Below are 19,489 nucleotides of genomic sequence, written 5' to 3' on the forward strand. Positions count from 1 at the left end.
TGGCCGTGGTCAATGATGACCCATGCTAGGAAATCTACTTTTACTTACTTTTCAGGAAGTAAATCAGCTGATCCGATGTACTCCTTAAACTGCTTACACCAAATCAACACACTACTTACATCTTCTGGATTTTGTGTTTTTAAAAGATAGAATGCGGCGCCATTGGGTTTTTTAATACGACTGACCTCAATTTGCTGAGCACTAAACTCGTCATTGTCTTTAATAGCAGGCTTGCTACTGATATAGATATGATAGTCTGGCCCAGGGCTAGATTTAAAGTCCTCGCTTGATTGTAAAAATAATTGATTACCAACCTTGACTAGGGACCACTCGCCAGAAGAGCTGTGAATCAAATCCTGCCCTTTAGCGTTTTTATCAATTTGTCCTCGCTTTATGATGACACCTTCAATCTTTTGATGCTCTTCCATGCGCGCCTTCAGATCCTGAACGTGGCCACGGATTGCATCAAGAATCTGCGCGTTTGCAGTGGGCATGATGCAAATAAATAGAAAGCTGAAGAGTATTTTTTCATATTGGCGGCATTACAAAATTGACCGCATATCTATGTGTGAGCGCACTTAGTCTTTAGGTGCATATTGCATCTCACCATGACCAAATGACCAATTTTCTTTATTGACTTCTACTAAGTTAATAACGATATCTTCTGGTCGAATTTTAAGTTTCTCCACTACCTCGTCGCAGATAGCCTTATAGAATTTTTTCTTAAGCTCTGTAGTGCGGCCCTCATTCAAGGTTACTTGAATGAAAACAATGCCCTGCGAGTATTCAATGCCAAGATAGCTTTTAGGAACCACTAGTTCATTGGCATCATGCTTAGTGATAACTTGAAACTTATCGTCGGCAGGTACATTAATCTGCTTAAGCATGGCCTCATAAACAATATCCCCGATTTTCTGGGCCACCCCATCGGGATATTGCTTACCTAAATCTATTCGCACAAATGGCATCTTTAGATATCCTATTTTTTACATTGACTAAGCAATCATTACTTACACAGCACCAGTGTATTCACCACGCGCTGGATAATCTTTGGCCAAGGCAAAATCAATCGCACCCAATAGGTCGGTGAAATTAGGGCGTGCGAAAGGCATCGTTTGGACAGCGCCGTAATACAGCGAAGTGTCCGGTCTTACGATAAAGACCGCTGGCTCAGAGAATAAGGCAGGCTCTTCTATTCCAATTGATGTTAAACCGCGTGAGGTGCTGATATACATACCCCATTGACGCGCAACATCCAAGCTTAATCCATAGCCCATTCGCAATTCAGCGGCGTTGAGTTTTTCAGCCATTTGCTCTGCACGCTCTTTAGTATCGCTAGAGATGGCAATGACTTTAACGCCACGTTTTTCAAACTCGGGAACTAAACGTGCCAACTCCAACAGATACTTCATGCATATTGGGCAATGAAGGCCACGATAAAACACTATTAATGTGAAATTCTCGGCAGCATCATTGGACGTATCAAAAGTGCCATGATGCAAGGTGGGGATGCTTAATGCAGGAGTAGTTTGACGGGGTATCAGCACAGAAAGCCTCTTCTTAAAAAGTTATGAATTTTGATTATTGCTGATTAAATGCAACAATGTGTCCATATTTATTTGCTTTTAGTACAAATATGTCCGCCCCAAATCTAGATCGACTATCCGCCCTCTTGCAGGGGCTCGCTCCCCGAGTCTCACTTCATGAGCAGCCCGTTGGCTTTGGATTGCATATTTTGGTTGATGAGCATCCGCAAGAACTGGGCCACCCTCTTGAGAATATGGCATTACTCGTCTGCTCATCACTTGATGATATGGTTTTGCCACCGCATACAAAGAAGTGGATGAGTTTTGAGGTGGAGCTAGATGGGCCATTGGCACCCATGTTTTTATCGGAGTTTTCAGAACAGCTTTTAATTAACTTAGACAGCGCAGATGCCTCACTTACTCAAATAGTGCGTTTAATTTCAAGTGAAATGGCTGCTACCAGATGCGGTCAGCCTTTATTAATTAATCGTGCTGGAGATATTTTGTTGATTGGCTTACTGAGGCATTTGGTTGCTCGGCCACAAAAAACTACCGGCCTATTTAGTGCGTTAGCCAATCCAAGAATTGCCAAAACACTTGTTGCCATCCATGAGGACGCATCAAAGAACTGGTCTCTAGAAGTTCTTGCACAAGAGGCGGGGATGTCACGTACATCGTACGCCTATCAATTTAAGCGACTAATGCAAATAACACCCGGTAAATATATAGAATGGATTCGGCTGAATTTAGCGCGACGACTCATTGTTGACGGCATAGGCCTAAAGCAGGCGGCGCGTCATACAGGCTACTCAAGTGCATCTACACTCTCTCGCGCAATGAGCCGACGATCAACTAAAGAGCAATGAACTACTAGGGCTTAGAAGAAACTCTATCCAACAAGCTCATACAGAGCCCATACTAAGTTCAAAATTACCAATGTAATTAACGTAGCAAATGTAAACTTCATTCCCAAAATGCGCTTACTGAAATCTGGTGGTGGCTCATTAATGCCTACGGCATGAATTAAGCGTCCGATAATTAAAGTGATGCCTGGAATAGCAACCAACCACCAAGGCGCACCATTTAACTCTAGACAAGCAATCAAAATGATTCCGAAAGGCACGTATTCAGCAAAGTTTCCTTGGGCACGAATCGCCCTCTCTAGATCATCATGACCTCCAGCCCCTAGGCCAACCTTGTTCTTTCTTCTAAGTCCAATGACGGCAAATGAGAGTTTGATAAAGATGATGGTTAATACAGAAGCAATGATTGAAGTGACTAATAGCATTTAGAGCTCCCAGGAGAATTCTTAGATATTAATCAGAAAAAGAAAAAACCGCCCGAAGGTAGTTTTAGTGTTTCTTAGTGCCTAGGGGCGGAATCCACCAAGGCCCGAGGAGATCTTATGCAACTCTAGACTATTTCTAGCTATCGCCCACAATTGTCCCGTCTGAACCTCTTATTTTGCGATAAGTGCGCATCATATCCATCATTACAGCGGTGCTCCAAGCAAAGCAAAAAAGACTGCTCATTGAAAGAACCACGGCAAGAATGCGATATCTACTTGGCAGATTTGAAACAGCCTGCTCAGATCCAATCGTTGTGTATATGCCACCAATCACAACAATAGCGTGATCAATACTTGTTGCCACCCCATGCATTAAACCCAAGAGAGATAGTATGCCAATCTCGCTTAAATGAATTAACGCTAGCGCAGATAAGCCCATAAAGAAAAAAATTTCCATGCGGAAATATTGCTTCTTGGCAATCAATTTATTCGCGTGTCGATGGTACATAGATTGTGCGGCCCACAAACATAAACCGTGATACACAATCAATACCAAAAACACGACAATAAAGCCTATCAATAAGCCGAAAGAAGATAAGTCACCAATTGAAATGTCTTTCATTTTTGAGCGCCTAATTAATACCGTTCAGTTAACTTTTACAACTTATTGGATGGATTGTATCTAGCATCGAGACTAACTAAGAAGTAATTTTGATGGCACATACAGAGCCGTAAGCCCCAATTGAAGAACCACCCGAAGGTGGTGTTAGTGTTTCTTGGTAGCCGGGGCGGGATCGACCGGGGACTAGGAGAATCGCTCCCTCAGGATCACCCTAATATCTCGATAAATCTGTAAACCGGCAATGAGAATAAGGGAGAGGGATAGCGGCACTACCGAAATATAGCCAAGCTTCTTAAAACCAATTGCACCAACAATTCCGCCAATCAAAAACATCCCAAAGATGAATAAATGGGTTTTAAGCCTCTCTCTATTCGCCTTGACATACCCACTCACATTGGCCTCTGGTGACTTGTTCCAGTAAATCAATTTACCCAACTCTATTCCAATATCAGTAATTATTCCCGTCATATGGGTAGTTCTAATTTCTGCCCTAGAGGCCTTCGTAACAATTGCGTTCTGAAGGCCCATTACAAAACATAAAAGGAGGGCAATGGCCGGAACTGTTAATGGTAAATACAGATTCAGGTTAGCGCCAACCAAACCAAAAACCAACAGCAAGACAGCCTCAACCAGCAAAGGCAAAGCAAACTCGCTATGAATCTTTCGCCTATGCCCCCAGTTAACAATAATGGCTGTAGTCACTGCGCCAAATAGAAATGAGAGCAAGAGAGAGATCCCGCCTAAAACGGAAATAAAGTCATTAAGAGCTAGATCATCGCCAATTGCTGAAATAATTCCACTCATATGGGATGTGTATCTGGCAATAGCCAGAAATCCACCGGCATTGACCGCGCCCGCTACAAACGCCATATAAGCGCCCAACTGAATATTAGTTTTATGGGTGCGCTCGGCGCTAGTTAAAAGCTGAATGAACTTGATTGGCATTGAAACTACATTCTACGTCCGAGTGTTATTCATCAATTTCTTGACCGCCTTTGATGAGATAAACCACCCGAAGGTGGTTTTAATGCTTCTTGGTGACTCGGGGCTGAATCAAGCCTGGGTCTAGGGGCTCTCATCCTGGTGGAAAATGCTCAACATGAACCTCGCCTTGTCGCCCGAAATAACTCACATGTCTTCCAGTTATCCAAACGATGTATCCGACACAGCCGGCAGCCATGGTTAACTTAAGAAATTCAGGATATCTCACCGCATCACTTTGAGCGCCGCGAATGGCTGAAACAATGCCATCTTTATTAAATGAGTTTGGAATCTCAATTGAGGGCATCGCCATGGGAATACTAAGTGCGTCATTCCTTGATAAATAGTATGTGGTTGATTGATTGCGATAGTCAGCGAAATAGGACTCAACGCCAACCTCAATTAAGCGTCCCAATACCTCTGGGAAGGTTAGAAGACCAGCATGAGATTGATGGGCACAGTTTTCAATAACTTCTTTTGTATTCGGATTCATAAGCAACCTTAAATTGATGGTTTGAATTATCCAACTCTAGAAGTGAAAAAACCACCCGGAGGTGGTTTTGGTGTTTCTTGGTGGCCCGGGGTGGGATCGACCAGGGCCTAGGATGACTTATTCTACCTATAGGCTTGGTAGATAGTGGATTTGCCATTAAATCCAATTAATAAAACATCGTAGGGATCTTTTCTACCCTTATATTCAGGGCCATCCATACCCGGCGAGCCCACTGGCATAGCAGGAACAGCTAAACCAATGGCTTTAGGTTTTTCTGCCAAGAGTCGCTTAATTTCTTTAGCAGGCACATGACCTTCAATCGCGTACCCACCAATTAATGCGGTGTGACAAGAGCCAAATTGGATAGGCATTCCCAGCCTCTTGCGAATCTCATCATTGCCATCTGTATAAGTCTTAACAGCAAAGCCATTCTTTTCAACATGGTCAACCCAATCTTTACAACAGCCGCAAGTAGGACTCTTCCACATAGTAATCACAGGTTTTTCAGTGGCCGCAAAACTTAGCGTAGGTAATAAAACCAGCCCTAAAGAAATAAGTCTTCTTTGTTGATTTATTAGTTTCATCTTTTAACCATCACTTTCTTAAAGTAGAGATTGCCCTTACGGGCAATCCCCTGATTAATGATTGTGTCCTTGGGTATTCATTGGCATGTTTTGTTTCATTTGGCCGTTACCCATCATTTGCTGATGTTGCTTCGCCATCTTTTCATGCTCATCTGGGTGACAAAATTCATGACTCTCAGCACCAGAACTCATTTGATGAGAACTAGCTCCCCCGTAACCAAGAATGGATGGGTCAAGCATGCCTGCGATCATGGCGATATGGCCGAACACCAAAAACAAGGCAACACAGATCGCATGAATCTTTAACTTACCCATTTGATCTAGCGCCCGATTAACTAACCCAAACTCTTGTAGGGCAATCCAGATCAGCGGTAATCCTGCGATGACATAAGTGCTGACAGCAATTACATCTATCACCGTTCTCCACTCGCCTGCCTGTGTAATAGGAATAATGGCGTTCGTCACAATGTAGTAAATGATCCCAACAAAGTAGACGCCAACAGCAATCCCAGAAAAGCGATTTAGATAGTAAACAGCGCCATCAAACTTGCGAGTAAAGAGTAGGTATAACTCAGTGATAGCTAAGGTTTCGGCCAAAACAATTGGTATAGCCATAAAGATCATTAAATTCCAAGGCTGATTAACAGCCAACAACTCCATGTAATGAGTCATATTCATAAGATTTCTCCAATAGATTACGGTGGCTAAATGCCACAAAAATTAGTTAATGAGTAGTTAACTAATCAGCCTTGGAGGTTTAAATATATGACTTGGAGCTGCCTCAACAATGAGTTGGGGCACTTGAGAAACAAAGTGGTTTGAGAAATCTGGCTGGATATATTGACCTGTGGATAAGTTTGCCATTACACCCAAACAGCATTGATGTTGTGCTTGATGATTGGTTGATTGCGAGTTCTCAACATTCACATCGCTTTTTGTATGGCAATCATGCTGAACTACATGCCCAGAATGGGCCTGTGATGTGGAGTCGGCAGATACAGGCATGCTACCCGCGTGAATCAAGCTGGCAAATAAACTAAAACAAAGGGCGATACATATCCTCTTCATATATCAATTCTATGCTCATTTACTAGATTTGTCGTTTTAAACGACATTCCTATAATGAAGTAGGCACACACAATAAAGGCTTCTATGACTTGGATCATCACAAAGTATCTATTAACAGCAGGAATGGTTGTTTTTATTAGTGAAGTCGCCAAACGAAGCGATAGGTTGGGTGGCTTTATTGCGGCATTGCCACTGATGACCCTATTAACTCTTGTATGGCTCTACATAGAAAATCAGCCAGAAGACAAGATTGCCAATCACGCCTATTACACCTTTTGGTATGTGATTCCCACATTACCAATGTTTCTGCTGTTCCCATACCTACTTCCAAAAATTGGGTTTTGGTTAACTATGGGTGCGTGTGTAGTGGCAACTGTTATCTGCTTTGGTTTATTTGTCTTGGTGATGAAGGGCTTTGGAATTAATCTGCTCTAAACGAAAAAACCACCCGAAGGTGGTTTATATGTACGACCTGAGACATACTTTACAGTTTATACCGGACACATACTTTACAGTTTTTGGCATAAGGAGGATCAACTTATGCCATGGAATGAAAGTACGAAGATGGATGAAAAGCTCACATTTGTGTAAACCATGTGATCGGTATGAGCATTAAATAAAACAGCTCCATATAGGAGCTGTAGTGAATTCTTGGTGGCCCGGGGCGGAATCGAACCACCGACACAAGGATTTTCAATCCTCTGCTCTACCGACTGAGCTACCAGGCCAAGAATGTGCATTGTACTATAAAAGGTGCGCTATTTAAAATGTACGGACTGTATACGCTCTATCTCAACGCTCCAATCCTTATGTATAGGATGCTTAATCCTGTTTGACGGTACAGCAACTGGGTGGAACACGCAGACAATAACTAATCCTCTATCTATCGAGGCTTGATGGGATAGGGCTAGTAGGCTGTAAAAGAAAAACCGCCCGAAGGCGGCCTAGAGATGCGTCTTTAAGAACATGAACATCCACCACCGCAGCCCCCACCCTTCTTTATTTGGGTGGCAGCACCAGCATCTAGTTGGGCTGGATATCCGTCCTCAATTAATGCGGCAATCAAATCATCCGTCTTATCAGTAGCCCTTGTCACCTTTACCTTGCCAGCGGCTAAGTCAACATTTACATCACCAACACCATCTAATGCTTTAAGGGCACTAGTCACATGCTTTACACAAGAACCGCAAGTCATACCACTTACATTTAGATTAATTTCACTCATTTTTATTCCTTTATCTGTAGGACTGGTAAACGCTTGGTTTTCCATTCATCCCAATTAATAAAACATCGTATGGATCTCTTCTTCCCTTATATTCAGGGCCATCCATACCCGGGGAGCCAACAGGCATCGCTGGAACGGCTAGGCCAACGGCTTTAGGTTTTTCTGCCAACAATCGCTTGATCTCTTTAGCAGGTACATGCCCTTCAATTGCGTAACCTTCTATAAGTCCAGTGTGGCAGGATCTAAACTGAATCGGCATTCCCAGCTTTTTACGAATTTCATCATTGCCGTCTGTATGGGTTTTGACGGTAAAGCCATTTTTTTCAAGATGGTCTGCCCAATCCTTACAACAACCACACGTAGGACTTTTCCACATCGTAATGACGGGCTTTTCGGTTGCGGAAAAACCGAACGTAGGCAACAAAACCATTCCTAAAGAAATAAGTCTTCTCTGTATATCAACATTATTCATAATTCTCTCGCAATCTAAAGTGAATAGTAATAATTACTGCAGTTGTTTAATTTGCTTTACGTAAAGCTTTCCACTTTTTTGATCAGCTGTAAATTCAATTTGATCGCCTGGCTTCAGACCTTTCAAGGTTTCAGAGTTATCGACATTAAAAACCATAGACATCGGAGGCATATCTAGGCTTTTAATTTCTTCGTGCTTGATTGTCACTTTTTTATTATCAATATCTATGCGACGAATTTCTCCTTTCGTCCATTCGCTGGCGTTAGCAAAGAAGCTTGCAACCATCAAACCTACAAAAATAAGCTTTTGCATCATTTCACCTCAATCTTTCCGACCATGCCTGCCTGGTAATGCCCTGCAATAAGACAAGCAAATTCAAAATTTCCTGGGCGATTAAATTTCCAAACAATTTCGCCTGATTTTTTAGGTGGTACATGAGTCATGTAGGGCTCATCATGCTCCATATTGGGATGCTTAAGCATCATTTCTGCATGTTTATCGAGTACAGGCTTTGTTCCTATCACCATTTCATGCATTAATTTTCCATTATTTTTGATGACAAATCGAATCGTCTCACCTTGCTTGATATCGATCTTATTGGGATTAAATTTCATATCATCAGACATAGCAATTGTGATGGTTCGTGTAACTTCATTCTTATTGCCGCCGATTCCCCAATCTTCCTGCTGAGCAGGCATTTGTTGAGTCATAGCCTTAGAATGCTGATCACCATGAGCAAAGCTGAGTGAAGATATTGCAAGACCAATAGTCAAACATAAAGTTTTAAGTTTCATTTTGAATTTCCAATTAGTGGTTATGAGTTAAATGGCCTGATGGCTTTTTTACTTTTAGCTCAACTTCTGGTGTCGGATTGACTGGTTTCATAGCCGAATCACCAGCATTATTTGTGCGACTTACTTGAGGTGTAGATCCACGCCATTCGAATGCTTGGGTTCCTTTGGGTTGCTTAAACCAACCAGGATTCTTATAGTCGCCTGGAGCTTGATCTTTACGAACTTTCAGAACGCTAAACATACCACCCATCTCCAATGAGCCATAAGGACCATCACCCGTCATCATGGGTATGGTATTTGCAGGCAGCGGCATCTCCATTTCAGTCATGTCAGCCATACCCCGCTCTCCCATCGCCATATAGTCTGGAATTAACTTCTTGATTTTTCCTGCTATACCACGATGATCTACCCCAATTAAATTGGCCATATCGTGTCCCATGGCATTCATGGTGTGATGACTCTTATGACAGTGAAATGCCCAGTCTCCTTCTTCGTCTGCCAAGAACTCAATCTGACGCATTTGACCTACAGCAACATCGGTTGTGACCTCATACCATCGGGCTGCCTTAGGCGTGGGACCCCCATCAGTGCCTGTAACTTGAAATTCATGCCCATGCAAATGAATGGGGTGATTGGTCATTGTTAAATTACCAACTCGAATCCTAACCTTGTCATTTAAGCGAACATTGAGAGTATCAATACCTGGAAATACTCTGCTATTCCAAGCCCAAATATTGAAGTCCAACATCGTTGCTGGTTTTGGTGTGTAACTTCCAGGATCTATATCAAAGGAATTCAAAAGAAAGCAAAAGTCACGATTGACTTCACTAATGTCAGGATTTTTTTCTTTCGGGTGGGTGACCCAAAAGCCCATCATTCCCATTGCCATTTGCGTCATTTCATCGGCGTGAGGATGGTACATAAAAGTTCCTGGGCGACGGGCAGTAAATTCATATACAAAGGTTTTGCCTGCTGGAATTGCTCTTTGATTTAATCCAGCAACACCATCCATGCCGTTTGGTAATCGCTGCCCATGCCAATGAATAGAAGTATGCTCAGGCAATTTATTGGTAACAAAAATACGGACTTTGTCACCCTCAACCACTTCAATCGTGGGTCCTGGAGATTGACCGTTGTAGCCCCACAGGTGCGCTTTAAAACCAGGCGCCATCTCGCGAATCACGGGCTCTGCTACCAAATGGAACTCCTTTACGCCATCATTCATCCTCCAGGGTAAAGTCCACCCGTTAAGCGTGACTACTGGGTTATAGTCCCTACCATTATTCGGATATAAAGGCTTTTGTGTATTAGGGCTTTTTTGAATTACTGGCTCAGGCAGTCCCGCTAATGCATGACGGCTCACCCCCACAGCAGCCATCGTCACAGCCGCCCCAGTTAAAAATTTTCTACGAGTATTCATTTGCTACCTCACATTAATATTTGAGTAATCCATCTGTGCATCGACTAGATCTTTTTCTAATCGCACAGACTGAATTAAAAAGGCTAGATTGGCATCAATGTATTCAATCACTGCTTTACTTTGATTTTCAGCATCTTCCAGTAAGTGAAATACATCAATTAGCATTCCGTTATATCTGAGCAAATTCTCTTCAGATATTTTCTTTTGAGTAGGCAATATGCCATCTTTATAAGTCTTCGCCTTGTAATACTTTTCTAAATAACTATCGTATGAAACTCTGCCTGTAGAGCGGGTTTGAACCGTTCCAGGGTTATTAATTACCCCCAAATCAATTGCTCTTTGCTCTTTCTCTGTTAATTTTCTAGAGTCTTTTGGTGGGTCTGGCAAACGTTGCTCTACATCCGTTTTGAGATCGCGGCTGTCGAAATTCATTCTTTGAATGAACCGCTCCTTTGCATCTAAATACTTGGCTTGCAAAGATTTATATTCCAGTCTTTTTTTGTATAAATCCTTCTTTTGCGTTAAAAGCTTAAGCTCGTTGACATTGCCCACTTTGTACATCCGACTAGTGAGCTCTGAGGCGGCTTCGACTGCCTCAAGAACATTCTCCATGTGTACCAACTTTTCTCGCTGAGCTACCAGCTCATAGTACGCTCTTGATGTTTCATAAATGATTGAATATCGCTGTTGTAAAGCAGAACGCTGTGCTGGACTCAATAGATAGTAATTAACGATTGACTCCGACCCAGGGAGATAATTTACTGAGTCAAGCTGATGGCGCAACATACGTTCAATAGCTTGATTTAAAGTAAAAACATCTGCGCTTGGCGTGACTGTGTTCGGTGACTGCTCTTTGGCATAAATCCTCCAGCCACCAATCTCCCCAACAAGTTTATTTTGCTCAACCCACACAGAATTTGCCTGGGCGTGCAATGCCGTAAAAACGGCAACAACAAAAAATAGTTTTCTCATGTAACTCTCCGATAACAATCAGACCCAAATTTTGGGCGGACTTATGCTAGGGCGAGTTAAAGAATGGGTGGTTTGATTAAGCCAAGAACATCGTAACTTTCAAAGCTCGTGCTGCTTTTTTTGAAAGTTACCGAATATTGATTCACAGCAATTGAAGGATGGAAAGAGAAAAAAGCAAATGCCATGCACAAGGTACAGGAATCGCAACCATCAGATTGAGACGGTGCGAGATTGTCTACAACGACTGAATCAGCAATATCTTGGTGGCAATGGTGATCTGAAGCCTCAGTTACTTCAAAATGAGATGCTGGTAAAGAATGTTGAAAAGGCATCTGCGACGCAGCCAATAACTGTATTGGCGAGCAAATAATTAAAAAGACAAAAAATACTTTTTTCAACATTCTTAAACTTTAGCACTTTTGATGGCATTTCGCCAAAAGTCAAAATTAGAGGCAAATTCTACGTTTTAGGTAACGTTTTTATAATGGGATCACTCTCAAAAATCAAAGGTTTATATGTCTTGGATAATTACCAAATACTTGCTGACAGCCGGAATGGTTGTATTCATTAGCGAAGTCGCCAAGCGAAGCGATAAGTTGGGCGGCTTCATTGCGGCATTGCCGTTGATGACACTACTTACCCTGACTTGGCTGTTCATTGAAAATCAATCAGAAGAGAAAATAGCAAACCACGCTTATTACACTTTTTAGTATGTACTTCCAACACTACCGATGTTTTTACTATTTCCCTATTTGCTACCAAGACTGGGATTCTGGATGACTATGGGCGCAAGTGTTGTGGTGACGGTTATCTGCTTTGGACTCTTTGCCCTATTGATGAAAAACTTTGGGGTTGAGCTTCTTTAAGTTACAGCGTCCATTAACTAGACGCCGAATGAATTAGCTTAATTTAGAACAGACAATAAGTAATCCTCTATCTATCCAACCCCGTAGAATCAGGGCATGAGATCTAGACCCTCTTTTCTTGCGGAAATATCACAGCACCCAGCACAGTAAACAAACTCAATGCCGCAATCGATTTGAGCATTAAATCAAACCCGCCTTGGTTATAAAGAATAGAGACCAAGCCAACAGATAATCCAGCCGCAGTAAAGCCCAAGAAGTATCTTGCTGAATACGCTCTGCCACGCCATTCATCTATTGTGTATTTCCCAAGCATGGTGTCATTGACTGTGACTTGTCCAAACACAGCGGCAATAATCACAATGGCCAAGACGATAAGTCCGTAATCAGTCATTGTGGACGCGAAAAATAATGCTGGAACAATCACCAGGGCTAACGGCAAGAACACATTCTTTAATGAATGCTTATCTAGCAAATGCCCAATGATGAACTGAGCCAAGGCGCCAAACAAATACACAAAAAAAGTAATCGTACCTAGTGCGGCAGTATTGCTCGTGAGATTAGAGAGCCTTTCTTGAAAGATTTTTGGCAAGGCTACTGTTACTGAGTTAAAAGTAATTGAACTAGCAATAATGGTGATGATTAAAGAGGCAATAACCCATGCCATGACTGACTTAGGCACGCGAGCAGTACCGGCCGCTGAGTTTTTAGAAATGCCATCAGCAGATTTTGGAACGGCACGCATAAAGAGATAACCAATCACTAAGCAAGCAATCCCAGGCACCCAAAAGGCGGCACGCCAACCAAAGTATTCGTTGATTACCCCAGTAACCAATGCCGAAGAAGCAACGCCAACATTACCCCACATACCATTAATGCCCATTTCTTTGCCAAGCTTATCGACATTCGAGACCAGCATCGCAGTGCCAACAGGGTGATAGATAGAAGCAACAATGCCCACTGCCAACAACATTGCGCCTAACTGAAGCGGTGTTTGTACAAATGAAATTCCCGCAAGTACCAATCCCATTCCCACAAAAAAGATAGCCATCATATTGCGACGACTCCACTTATCGCCCAACCATCCTGAAAATAATGAACCCGCACCGAAAGCAATAAAGCCCGGTGTCGCATAAGGAAGCAATTCTCCGTAAGTCATTCCAAAAGTTGGCGCAATCACAATCACTGCCGCCGCAAATATCAACATGGCGTAATGGTCTATGAAGTGCGCGATATTCATATACGCAACAATTTTGGAATGGCTCATTAAGTTCTCCTTGTTTTGAAAATCATAATGTGGCAACCTATCGATGAAATGCCAAAAGACATCGCTAAAACGCCAAATCTTAAATCTGAAATCATTATTCATCCTCGCACCTACAAACGAGGACATCAAATTGGTTCGCATGTTCATGCTCAAGCCCAATTTCTATATTCCATCAGCGGGCTAATGAATGTCACCACCCCTGCGGGAAGATTTTTTGTGCCGCCACAACGAGCCGTATGGATACCAACAAATATTGAACATAGCGTTGATGTGATTACCGACATCGAAATGCGAAGTGTCTACATAGAACCCTCTTGGTTAAAGCGACATACCAATTATTCAAAACTCAATCAGGTTTATCTCATTGAAGTAAGCGCATTGTTACGAGAACTCATATTGGCAACGCATCAGCAGAAGGCAAGTAAAGAGAAAATTAATTTATTAATGACGCTTGCGCTACTTGAATTAACTGGGGCGGAAGATGCCAGCACTTTCTTGCCAATGCCAATAGATGCTAGAGCAAAGAAGGTGGCTGAATTAATGCTGGGTGATATTCATTCAATGAAAGATTTTGAGCAACTTTCCTTTGAAGCAAGTACCTCAAGCCGAACCATAACAAGACTCTTTACAAAAGAAACCAAAATGAGTTTTAGAGAATGGCGCCAAAGGGCAAGGATTATGAATGCTCTTGAATTATTAGAAAACAAAAAGCTCTCAATTAAGCAAGTGGCAATGAGTTTGGGGTTCTCAAGCACCGCATCATTTGCTCACGCATTCAAAGAAGTAATGGGAATGACCCCCACAGAGTTCTAACAGGCGTCCCGTAACTAGACGCCAAATAAATTTGTTCCATTTGGAACAGAGGATTAAGTATCCTCTATCTATCGAGGCCTGGTGAGGTGAGGGCGACGATGCCCACCCCTATTTCAACCTCAATATCCGAATTGCCCCACTAAGCACTAGAAAGCCAATTAAAATACCAATAATCCAATCAGGAATGGGACTATTGAACCAAGCAACTAATACACCAGCAATAATGACGCCTAGATTAGCCAGAACATCATTGGCAGAGAAGATATAGCTTGCCCGCATATGAACTCCATCATTCTTGCGATGAGATATTAAAAACAAGCAAGTCACATTCACTGCTAAAGCCAATACAGAAATCCAAATCATCGTATTGGCTTCGGGCTCTGCCCTTGTATAGATTTGATAGTTAGCTCGCCAAATTGCGCCAGCGGCTAAAAATAACTCAACGACTCCGGCTAATTTCGCAGCCTTCAATTTATTAGAGGTGGCTTTTCCAACAGCATATAAAGCAACCCCATAAACCGCTGCATCAGCGAACATATCCAAAGCGTCGGCAATTAAGCCCGCTGATTGCGCCAACCAACCAGCAATAATTTCTATGAAAAACATGGCTCCGTTAAAGACCAAAAGCCAAATAAGAACCTGTCGTTCTCTTGCCGCTTCCCCTTTATCTTTAGATTGATTGGACACAGAATCAACCAATTTATTGCTCAGAATACTTGCGCCAAAATTTAATGGCTCTAATTTAGCCAACACTTCACTGGGATCCTCAGAGTGACAAATCACCACTTTCCGATTAGGAATGTCAAAACTCATTGAATGGGTTAGCAATGAGCTTAATGCCATACGAATCATTTGCTCTTCAGAAGGGCAATCCATTGCCGGCACTAAAAAAGTGGTTTCGGTAACAGCAAAGATCTGATCGGAACTCATGCTTCAATACTTTAGCGGAATTACGGCGTCTCGTAACTAGACGCTGACAAATATGTTCCAAATAGAACAGACAATAAATAACCCTCTATCTATCGAGGCTTGATAGGATTAGCTACTTTGCCTTGAATAATCTCAAATGGTTGATAGTCTCTTCCTAAATCTTGGTAGGTTTTTTTCAAGAGATCTTCAAGATGTCCAGGAGTCATGCAGCCCGTTATTACCAGGAAGAATGATTCTCCAAATTTCGCCTGTATAAGAATTAAATTTTTATCATCGGAGAGCGAGAACTTATATTCAAACTGGTTGTTCAATACAACCCTATTTCTACTCAGCTCATGCGTCACCCCGTTAATGTGACCCAGTATTTCAAATACTTTATGGCCACCATCCTTAATAACATTTGCATTCGTAAACCAATTGAGCGCCAGACAATCCTCATTTTTAAAAATAAGCCCTGACTCAAAATATGTAATTCCTTTGGCCAACTTCTTCGCAAAAACTCTAATCGCCGCTCTTGTTTCGTCATTAATGTTTAAAACACCCATCTCCTGATGCGTCATTCCTACGCCAGGTTCAATGCCTAATTGGCGATTGTTTGCCCTTGCTTCAGTCGCTGAAGGCAAAAAGGTTTTGTAGAACTCGGGCCTTTGTCGATTTAAAGCCTTCATCATTCCCACCAACTTGCCATCAGAGTCACCAAACTTTGGGGAGCCCATTCTTGCAATAACAGCAACAATCAAGTCCTCATCAGATGAATAGGTATTGCACGGGACACATGATGAAAATTCAAACCCATCAGGAGCAGTTCGATTTTGAAATAATGCGCGAGGAGGACAATGCTCAATAGTTGTCGCATCTACAATTCCGCCACAAAAAATACATTTCTTGTGTTGACTAAGAAATTGCTGCAATTTTCTTTTTCGCTCTCCCATACTGAAACTCTACTATGCAAAATATAAATAGGAAAAGTATTTTCGATCGCCAACACGACGCTGTCGATGCCATTTGGGAAATATTAGAAACCGCTGCGAGCCATGAAATTCGGTGCTTGTAGGGCGGTGGGTCACAACCAGCTAAGACCCAATGTGCAGAACTGTTTTAGTCCTCTATCCTAGCTTTTCAATCCTCTGCTCTACCGACTGAGCTACCAGGCCAAGAATGTGCATTGTACTATAAAAGGTGCGCTATTTAAAATGTACGGACTGTATACGCTCTATCTCAACGCTCCAATCCTTATGTATAGGATGCTTAATCCTGTTTGACGGTACAGCAACTGGGTGGAACACGCAGACAATAACTAATCCTCTATCTATCGAGGCTTGATGGGATGCGAAAAAATGGTATGGAATACAAACCTCACCTCCACTCAAGTTTCCTTTAGTACTTTTTCTATGCAGGCAGATAGTTGCTCGTAATGCTTGATGGCTTTTGCTGTTGGCATGACAAATTTTTTACGGCCATCTTTTTTATCTTCAACTAGCTTTATGTATCCCATTACAACTAAATTTTTAATCCGCCCATGAAGTGTTGCTTGTGAGCCGAGCTCACTTAAAGAGATTAGATCACCCACCAAGAGTTTCGCACCTTTGGCGCCAGCTAAGGTAAACCTATTGAGCAGTTGTTCTTCGGTTGCATCTAATTTTCTGCCAGGATTCATTCGATCAAGCGCATCAATCAGATTTAAAAAGCGAATATAGGCATTTGGCATGTATGGATAATAAGCAATCCTAGGCCTGCATTCATTGACCATCATCAAGCAAAACCATTACTACCCATAAGCCCTATTGTAATTTTGCGGCGGTGCATTATAAAAATTAGAACCAATTCTCTTGTTCTAGGCGTATAGTGAATTCCATAGGAATGACTATGAAACGTATTGTTGATATCTTCTGCATAGACCAACGTGAGCCGACTCTATGGGCCGACATTGTTTCGTTAGGGGGCGATGGTTCCCACCCTGACCTTATAGATTTTAAGCAAGCAGGACTAAGACTTGCATTACTAGGCAAACTTGGTCAAGCAGATAGTCTTGATGCCGATACTCATATAGAGATTATTTAATAAAAAGATGGGCAATAGCGCACTACATGCGGTAATCATCGAGGAGTTGCGACACTCTAACCCTCTCTTTTATCAAGAATATTGCATGCTGGTTGAAGGCATTAGCAATCAAATTCGCCAAACTACCAAAGAGCATCCTGACGTTTTGGATTACACCAGTTTTACCGAAAACTATAACCGAGCTACTCATGAACCTGTACTCCAGATTGTGATTGGTACCCACAAGAGTGATCTTTATATTCACATCTTCATTCATAAAGAAAACTACTTTGTTATAGGCGAATGCGGCGGTGGCACGATAGCCAGAAATTCTCAAGAAGCTCTTGAAATAGTTGCTCAAAAGATCAATACGATCCTCTTATGAATGTCCAGCAGACAATACCTAACCCACTTGACAGCAATCCTCTGACGAGGACTGGTGTCGTCTATGTAATCGATGATGATGAGGCTGTGCGAGATTCGTTAGCACTACTTCTCAAAGCAAATGGATTAAAGGTCAGTCCACACGAAAGTGCCGAGAGATTTTTAACATCCTTGGAATCTACCGACTTACAAGCTCCAAGTTGCGCCCTGATCGATATTCATCTTGGGGGCATATCCGGAATCGAGCTGCAAGAAAAGCTATTAGATTTAAACATCAATATTCCAATCGCCTTTATTACAGGTCACGGAGATGTTACTACGGCAGTCCATACTTTAAAGAAAGGGGCTTGTGACTTTATTCAAAAACCTGTCAAAGAAAATGCGCTTTGTGATCTCATAAGTCAAATGCTTTCTAAGGCACACTCAATACAAGAGCAAACTACTACCCTTGAGCAGATGAACGAACGATTCAAACTTCTCACCCCTAGGGAGCTTGATGTTCTCGATCGCATCGTTGCCGGCAGAATTAATAAGCAAGTTGGAGCCGACCTTGGAATTTCAATTAAAACTGTAGAAGCGCATCGAGCAAACATCATGGAAAAGCTCAAGGTTAATCGAGCAGCTAATTTGGTTCAGGTAGCACTAAAATATCAAGCAGCTAAAGCGCAGAGATTGATCTGAAAAAAATGTTTCTTGGTGGCCCGGGGCTGGGCTGACCAGTCCTAGGATGCTAAATCTGAATGAATTATTGTGGCTTAAGCCAAAACTTCCACCAAGGCTTCCTGTTTTGTAAGGCAATTTCTTGCTCGTCTTCCTGCAATTTAAAGAATGGCAGCAAGAGATCTTCCATGGAATAAAAACCTTTTGACTTACCTGACAGCTGTTCTATAGCAAATAAAATACCATTTCCAAATGCCTCTCGTGAAATAGATTCATGCTTAAGTCGCACAGTTTGGTACGGGAAGCCAAATAAAATTTCGTGCGTGCCAATAATTCCACCAGCCCTTACAGTTTTAATGGCGTCTTCTGATAAATCAAGCTCTCTTGCTATAACCTTGGCCGTACCAGAAACTTCTGGCTTTTTCTTAAAGTGTTCTTCAATAATTTCAATATCGGTATACGGGGCAATATTTTTTAAAATTTTGGCGGCAATCAATAGGAAATTAATGCCCAATGTAATGTTAGGTGAATGCATTACTACCGTTCTATCTTGAAAACTCTTCAATCTTGCAAGGGCTACTGGCTCATATTGAGAAACTGCGCTTACGATAATCACTCCACGTTTTGCCGCAGCTTCAGCGTAATACTCAAAACCTGACTCATTTGAAAAGTCGATAATGGCATCAACTGGCATATGATCTAACAACTGATCTGCGGTAAATTCATCTTTAGAATGAATGAGTCCAGGATCATCCGTCTTAATTCCTAAAAATTCAGGCGCTGAGCGATGCTCAAGCGTAGTGGATTGCCTAACAACCCACTGCAAGTGTTCAGATTCTGACTCAAGCAAAACCGTGGCAACTGAACGTCCGGTTTTTCCAAAACCAATTAGACCTACTTTCATATTTTCTCCTGCGGGATCCATGGAAAGAAAGTGGAATGCTGTAGATTTGCATGACCGTTGGTCAACGCATTCACACTCGGCAATTAACTGAAGAGTTAAAAGACTGCTTTTTTATACCTTATCACATTAAGAAAAATTAATTGGCGTTTTCTTTCTAAGTTATTGATAGATATAGAAAATATT

At 42.0% G+C, this 19,489-nt stretch carries 28 protein-coding genes, 1 tRNA gene and 1 pseudogene; 7 read left to right on the forward strand and 23 right to left on the reverse strand.

Annotated elements, in window-relative coordinates:
- Positions 1-44: 44 nt before the first annotated feature.
- The 3 genes from A2X74_RS03560 to A2X74_RS03570 all read right to left on the reverse strand — a co-directional run bounded on the left by A2X74_RS03560 (position 45) and on the right by A2X74_RS03570 (position 1,547).
- Complete coding sequence (locus tag A2X74_RS03560) at positions 45-494, reverse strand: DM13 domain-containing protein (RefSeq protein WP_293628003.1); 450 nt, start codon at positions 492-494, stop codon at positions 45-47.
- A gap of 84 nt (positions 495-578) precedes the next feature.
- Entirely contained in the window at positions 579-968 is a 390-nt protein-coding gene (locus A2X74_RS03565; RefSeq protein WP_293628001.1) for a tautomerase family protein, read from the reverse strand.
- 42 nt (positions 969-1,010) lie between these two features.
- Positions 1,011-1,547, reverse strand: coding sequence for a peroxiredoxin-like family protein (locus A2X74_RS03570; RefSeq protein WP_293627999.1), 537 nt, complete (start codon positions 1,545-1,547; stop codon positions 1,011-1,013).
- 89 nt (positions 1,548-1,636) lie between these two features.
- On the opposite strand from A2X74_RS03570, the gene A2X74_RS03575 reads away from it, so the two are divergent.
- Complete coding sequence (locus tag A2X74_RS03575; protein ID WP_293627997.1) at positions 1,637-2,392, forward strand: AraC family transcriptional regulator; 756 nt, start codon at positions 1,637-1,639, stop codon at positions 2,390-2,392.
- 23 nt (positions 2,393-2,415) lie between these two features.
- On the opposite strand, the gene A2X74_RS03580 is transcribed toward A2X74_RS03575, so the two are convergent.
- The 7 genes from A2X74_RS03580 to A2X74_RS03610 form a co-directional block, all read right to left on the reverse strand.
- A complete protein-coding gene (locus tag A2X74_RS03580) occupies positions 2,416-2,814 on the reverse strand; it encodes an MAPEG family protein (protein WP_293627995.1) in 399 nt (132 codons plus the stop codon).
- Between the two features lie 136 nt (positions 2,815-2,950).
- On the reverse strand, positions 2,951-3,436 hold the full coding sequence (locus A2X74_RS03585; RefSeq protein WP_293627993.1) for a hypothetical protein: 486 nt from the start codon (positions 3,434-3,436) through the stop codon (positions 2,951-2,953).
- Between the two features lie 183 nt (positions 3,437-3,619).
- A complete protein-coding gene (locus tag A2X74_RS03590) occupies positions 3,620-4,381 on the reverse strand; it encodes a YoaK family protein (protein WP_293627991.1) in 762 nt (253 codons plus the stop codon).
- A 130-nt stretch (positions 4,382-4,511) separates the two neighbouring features.
- Entirely contained in the window at positions 4,512-4,910 is a 399-nt protein-coding gene (locus A2X74_RS03595) for a DUF1398 family protein (RefSeq protein ID WP_293627989.1), read from the reverse strand.
- Between the two features lie 122 nt (positions 4,911-5,032).
- Positions 5,033-5,494 carry a DUF411 domain-containing protein gene (locus A2X74_RS03600; RefSeq protein ID WP_293627987.1) on the reverse strand — a complete coding sequence of 154 codons (462 nt, stop codon included), beginning with the start codon at positions 5,492-5,494 and terminating at the stop codon, positions 5,033-5,035.
- Between the two features lie 54 nt (positions 5,495-5,548).
- Positions 5,549-6,172, reverse strand: a complete 624-nt coding sequence (locus tag A2X74_RS03605) for a DUF6803 family protein (RefSeq protein WP_293627985.1) — start codon at positions 6,170-6,172, stop codon at positions 5,549-5,551.
- Between the two features lie 57 nt (positions 6,173-6,229).
- Positions 6,230-6,499 carry a hypothetical protein gene (locus tag A2X74_RS03610; protein WP_293627983.1) on the reverse strand — a complete coding sequence of 90 codons (270 nt, stop codon included), beginning with the start codon at positions 6,497-6,499 and terminating at the stop codon, positions 6,230-6,232.
- Positions 6,500-6,646: 147 nt separating this feature from the next.
- On the opposite strand from A2X74_RS03610, the gene A2X74_RS03615 reads away from it, so the two are divergent.
- Positions 6,647-6,997 (forward strand): DUF3147 family protein, encoded by a 351-nt coding sequence (locus A2X74_RS03615; RefSeq protein WP_293627981.1) that lies wholly within the window; start codon positions 6,647-6,649, stop codon positions 6,995-6,997.
- A 217-nt stretch (positions 6,998-7,214) separates the two neighbouring features.
- Here A2X74_RS03615 and A2X74_RS03620 read toward each other — a convergent pair.
- The 8 genes from A2X74_RS03620 to A2X74_RS03655 all read right to left on the reverse strand — a co-directional run bounded on the left by A2X74_RS03620 (position 7,215) and on the right by A2X74_RS03655 (position 11,846).
- Positions 7,215-7,290 (reverse strand) — tRNA-Phe (locus tag A2X74_RS03620).
- A gap of 230 nt (positions 7,291-7,520) precedes the next feature.
- A complete protein-coding gene (locus A2X74_RS03625) occupies positions 7,521-7,787 on the reverse strand; it encodes a cation transporter (RefSeq protein ID WP_293627979.1) in 267 nt (88 codons plus the stop codon).
- A 10-nt stretch (positions 7,788-7,797) separates the two neighbouring features.
- Positions 7,798-8,259 carry a DUF411 domain-containing protein gene (locus A2X74_RS03630; RefSeq protein ID WP_293627977.1) on the reverse strand — a complete coding sequence of 154 codons (462 nt, stop codon included), beginning with the start codon at positions 8,257-8,259 and terminating at the stop codon, positions 7,798-7,800.
- A 33-nt stretch (positions 8,260-8,292) separates the two neighbouring features.
- Positions 8,293-8,574, reverse strand: coding sequence for a copper-binding protein (locus tag A2X74_RS03635; RefSeq protein WP_293627975.1), 282 nt, complete (start codon positions 8,572-8,574; stop codon positions 8,293-8,295).
- Positions 8,571-9,053 (reverse strand): cupredoxin family protein, encoded by a 483-nt coding sequence (locus A2X74_RS03640; protein WP_293627971.1) that lies wholly within the window; start codon positions 9,051-9,053, stop codon positions 8,571-8,573. The genes A2X74_RS03635 and A2X74_RS03640 overlap by 4 nt, the downstream gene beginning before the upstream one ends.
- 13 nt (positions 9,054-9,066) lie before the next feature.
- On the reverse strand, positions 9,067-10,473 hold the full coding sequence (locus A2X74_RS03645) for a copper oxidase (RefSeq protein ID WP_293627969.1): 1,407 nt from the start codon (positions 10,471-10,473) through the stop codon (positions 9,067-9,069).
- Between the two features lie 3 nt (positions 10,474-10,476).
- Positions 10,477-11,445, reverse strand: a complete 969-nt coding sequence (locus A2X74_RS03650; protein WP_293627967.1) for a TolC family protein — start codon at positions 11,443-11,445, stop codon at positions 10,477-10,479.
- Positions 11,446-11,501: 56 nt separating this feature from the next.
- Positions 11,502-11,846 (reverse strand): hypothetical protein, encoded by a 345-nt coding sequence (locus tag A2X74_RS03655; RefSeq protein WP_293627965.1) that lies wholly within the window; start codon positions 11,844-11,846, stop codon positions 11,502-11,504.
- Positions 11,847-11,960: 114 nt separating this feature from the next.
- Between A2X74_RS03655 and A2X74_RS03660 the strand changes: the two are divergent.
- Positions 11,961-12,311 (forward strand): annotated as a pseudogene (locus A2X74_RS03660) (DUF3147 family protein).
- Positions 12,312-12,414: 103 nt separating this feature from the next.
- Here A2X74_RS03660 and A2X74_RS03665 read toward each other — a convergent pair.
- On the reverse strand, positions 12,415-13,575 hold the full coding sequence (locus A2X74_RS03665; protein ID WP_293627958.1) for an MFS transporter: 1,161 nt from the start codon (positions 13,573-13,575) through the stop codon (positions 12,415-12,417).
- 27 nt (positions 13,576-13,602) lie between these two features.
- Here A2X74_RS03665 and A2X74_RS03670 point away from each other — a divergent pair, with 27 nt between their 5' ends.
- Entirely contained in the window at positions 13,603-14,388 is a 786-nt protein-coding gene (locus A2X74_RS03670) for a helix-turn-helix transcriptional regulator (RefSeq protein WP_293627956.1), read from the forward strand.
- 108 nt (positions 14,389-14,496) lie between these two features.
- Here A2X74_RS03670 and A2X74_RS03675 read toward each other — a convergent pair whose 3' ends face one another.
- The 3 genes from A2X74_RS03675 to A2X74_RS03685 all read right to left on the reverse strand — a co-directional run bounded on the left by A2X74_RS03675 (position 14,497) and on the right by A2X74_RS03685 (position 17,026).
- Positions 14,497-15,318, reverse strand: a complete 822-nt coding sequence (locus A2X74_RS03675) for a cation diffusion facilitator family transporter (RefSeq protein WP_293627954.1) — start codon at positions 15,316-15,318, stop codon at positions 14,497-14,499.
- A gap of 89 nt (positions 15,319-15,407) precedes the next feature.
- A complete protein-coding gene (locus tag A2X74_RS03680) occupies positions 15,408-16,250 on the reverse strand; it encodes a hypothetical protein (RefSeq protein ID WP_293627931.1) in 843 nt (280 codons plus the stop codon).
- Between the two features lie 434 nt (positions 16,251-16,684).
- Positions 16,685-17,026, reverse strand: coding sequence for a hypothetical protein (locus A2X74_RS03685; protein ID WP_293627924.1), 342 nt, complete (start codon positions 17,024-17,026; stop codon positions 16,685-16,687).
- A 158-nt stretch (positions 17,027-17,184) separates the two neighbouring features.
- Between A2X74_RS03685 and A2X74_RS03690 the strand changes: the two genes are divergently transcribed.
- From A2X74_RS03690 to A2X74_RS03700, 3 genes are read left to right on the forward strand one after another with little or no spacing between them, the layout of a single operon-like run.
- Positions 17,185-17,379: a hypothetical protein gene (locus A2X74_RS03690; protein ID WP_293627922.1), complete on the forward strand. Its 195-nt coding sequence runs from the start codon at positions 17,185-17,187 to the stop codon at positions 17,377-17,379.
- A gap of 7 nt (positions 17,380-17,386) precedes the next feature.
- The gene (locus A2X74_RS03695; RefSeq protein WP_293627920.1) at positions 17,387-17,743 is read left to right on the forward strand and encodes a hypothetical protein; all 357 of its coding nucleotides are present in this window, start codon (positions 17,387-17,389) and stop codon (positions 17,741-17,743) included.
- Complete coding sequence (locus tag A2X74_RS03700) at positions 17,740-18,423, forward strand: response regulator (RefSeq protein ID WP_293627918.1); 684 nt, start codon at positions 17,740-17,742, stop codon at positions 18,421-18,423. Before A2X74_RS03695 ends, A2X74_RS03700 begins: the two co-directional genes overlap by 4 nt.
- Before the next feature lie 64 nt (positions 18,424-18,487).
- Here the strand turns inward: A2X74_RS03700 and A2X74_RS03705 are convergent, their stop codons facing one another.
- Positions 18,488-19,306, reverse strand: a complete 819-nt coding sequence (locus A2X74_RS03705; RefSeq protein WP_293627916.1) for a dihydrodipicolinate reductase C-terminal domain-containing protein — start codon at positions 19,304-19,306, stop codon at positions 18,488-18,490.
- Positions 19,307-19,489: the final 183 nt, after the last annotated feature.

Source organism: Polynucleobacter sp. GWA2_45_21 (genome assembly GCF_001830325.1).
GTDB lineage: Bacteria > Pseudomonadota > Gammaproteobacteria > Burkholderiales > Burkholderiaceae > Polynucleobacter.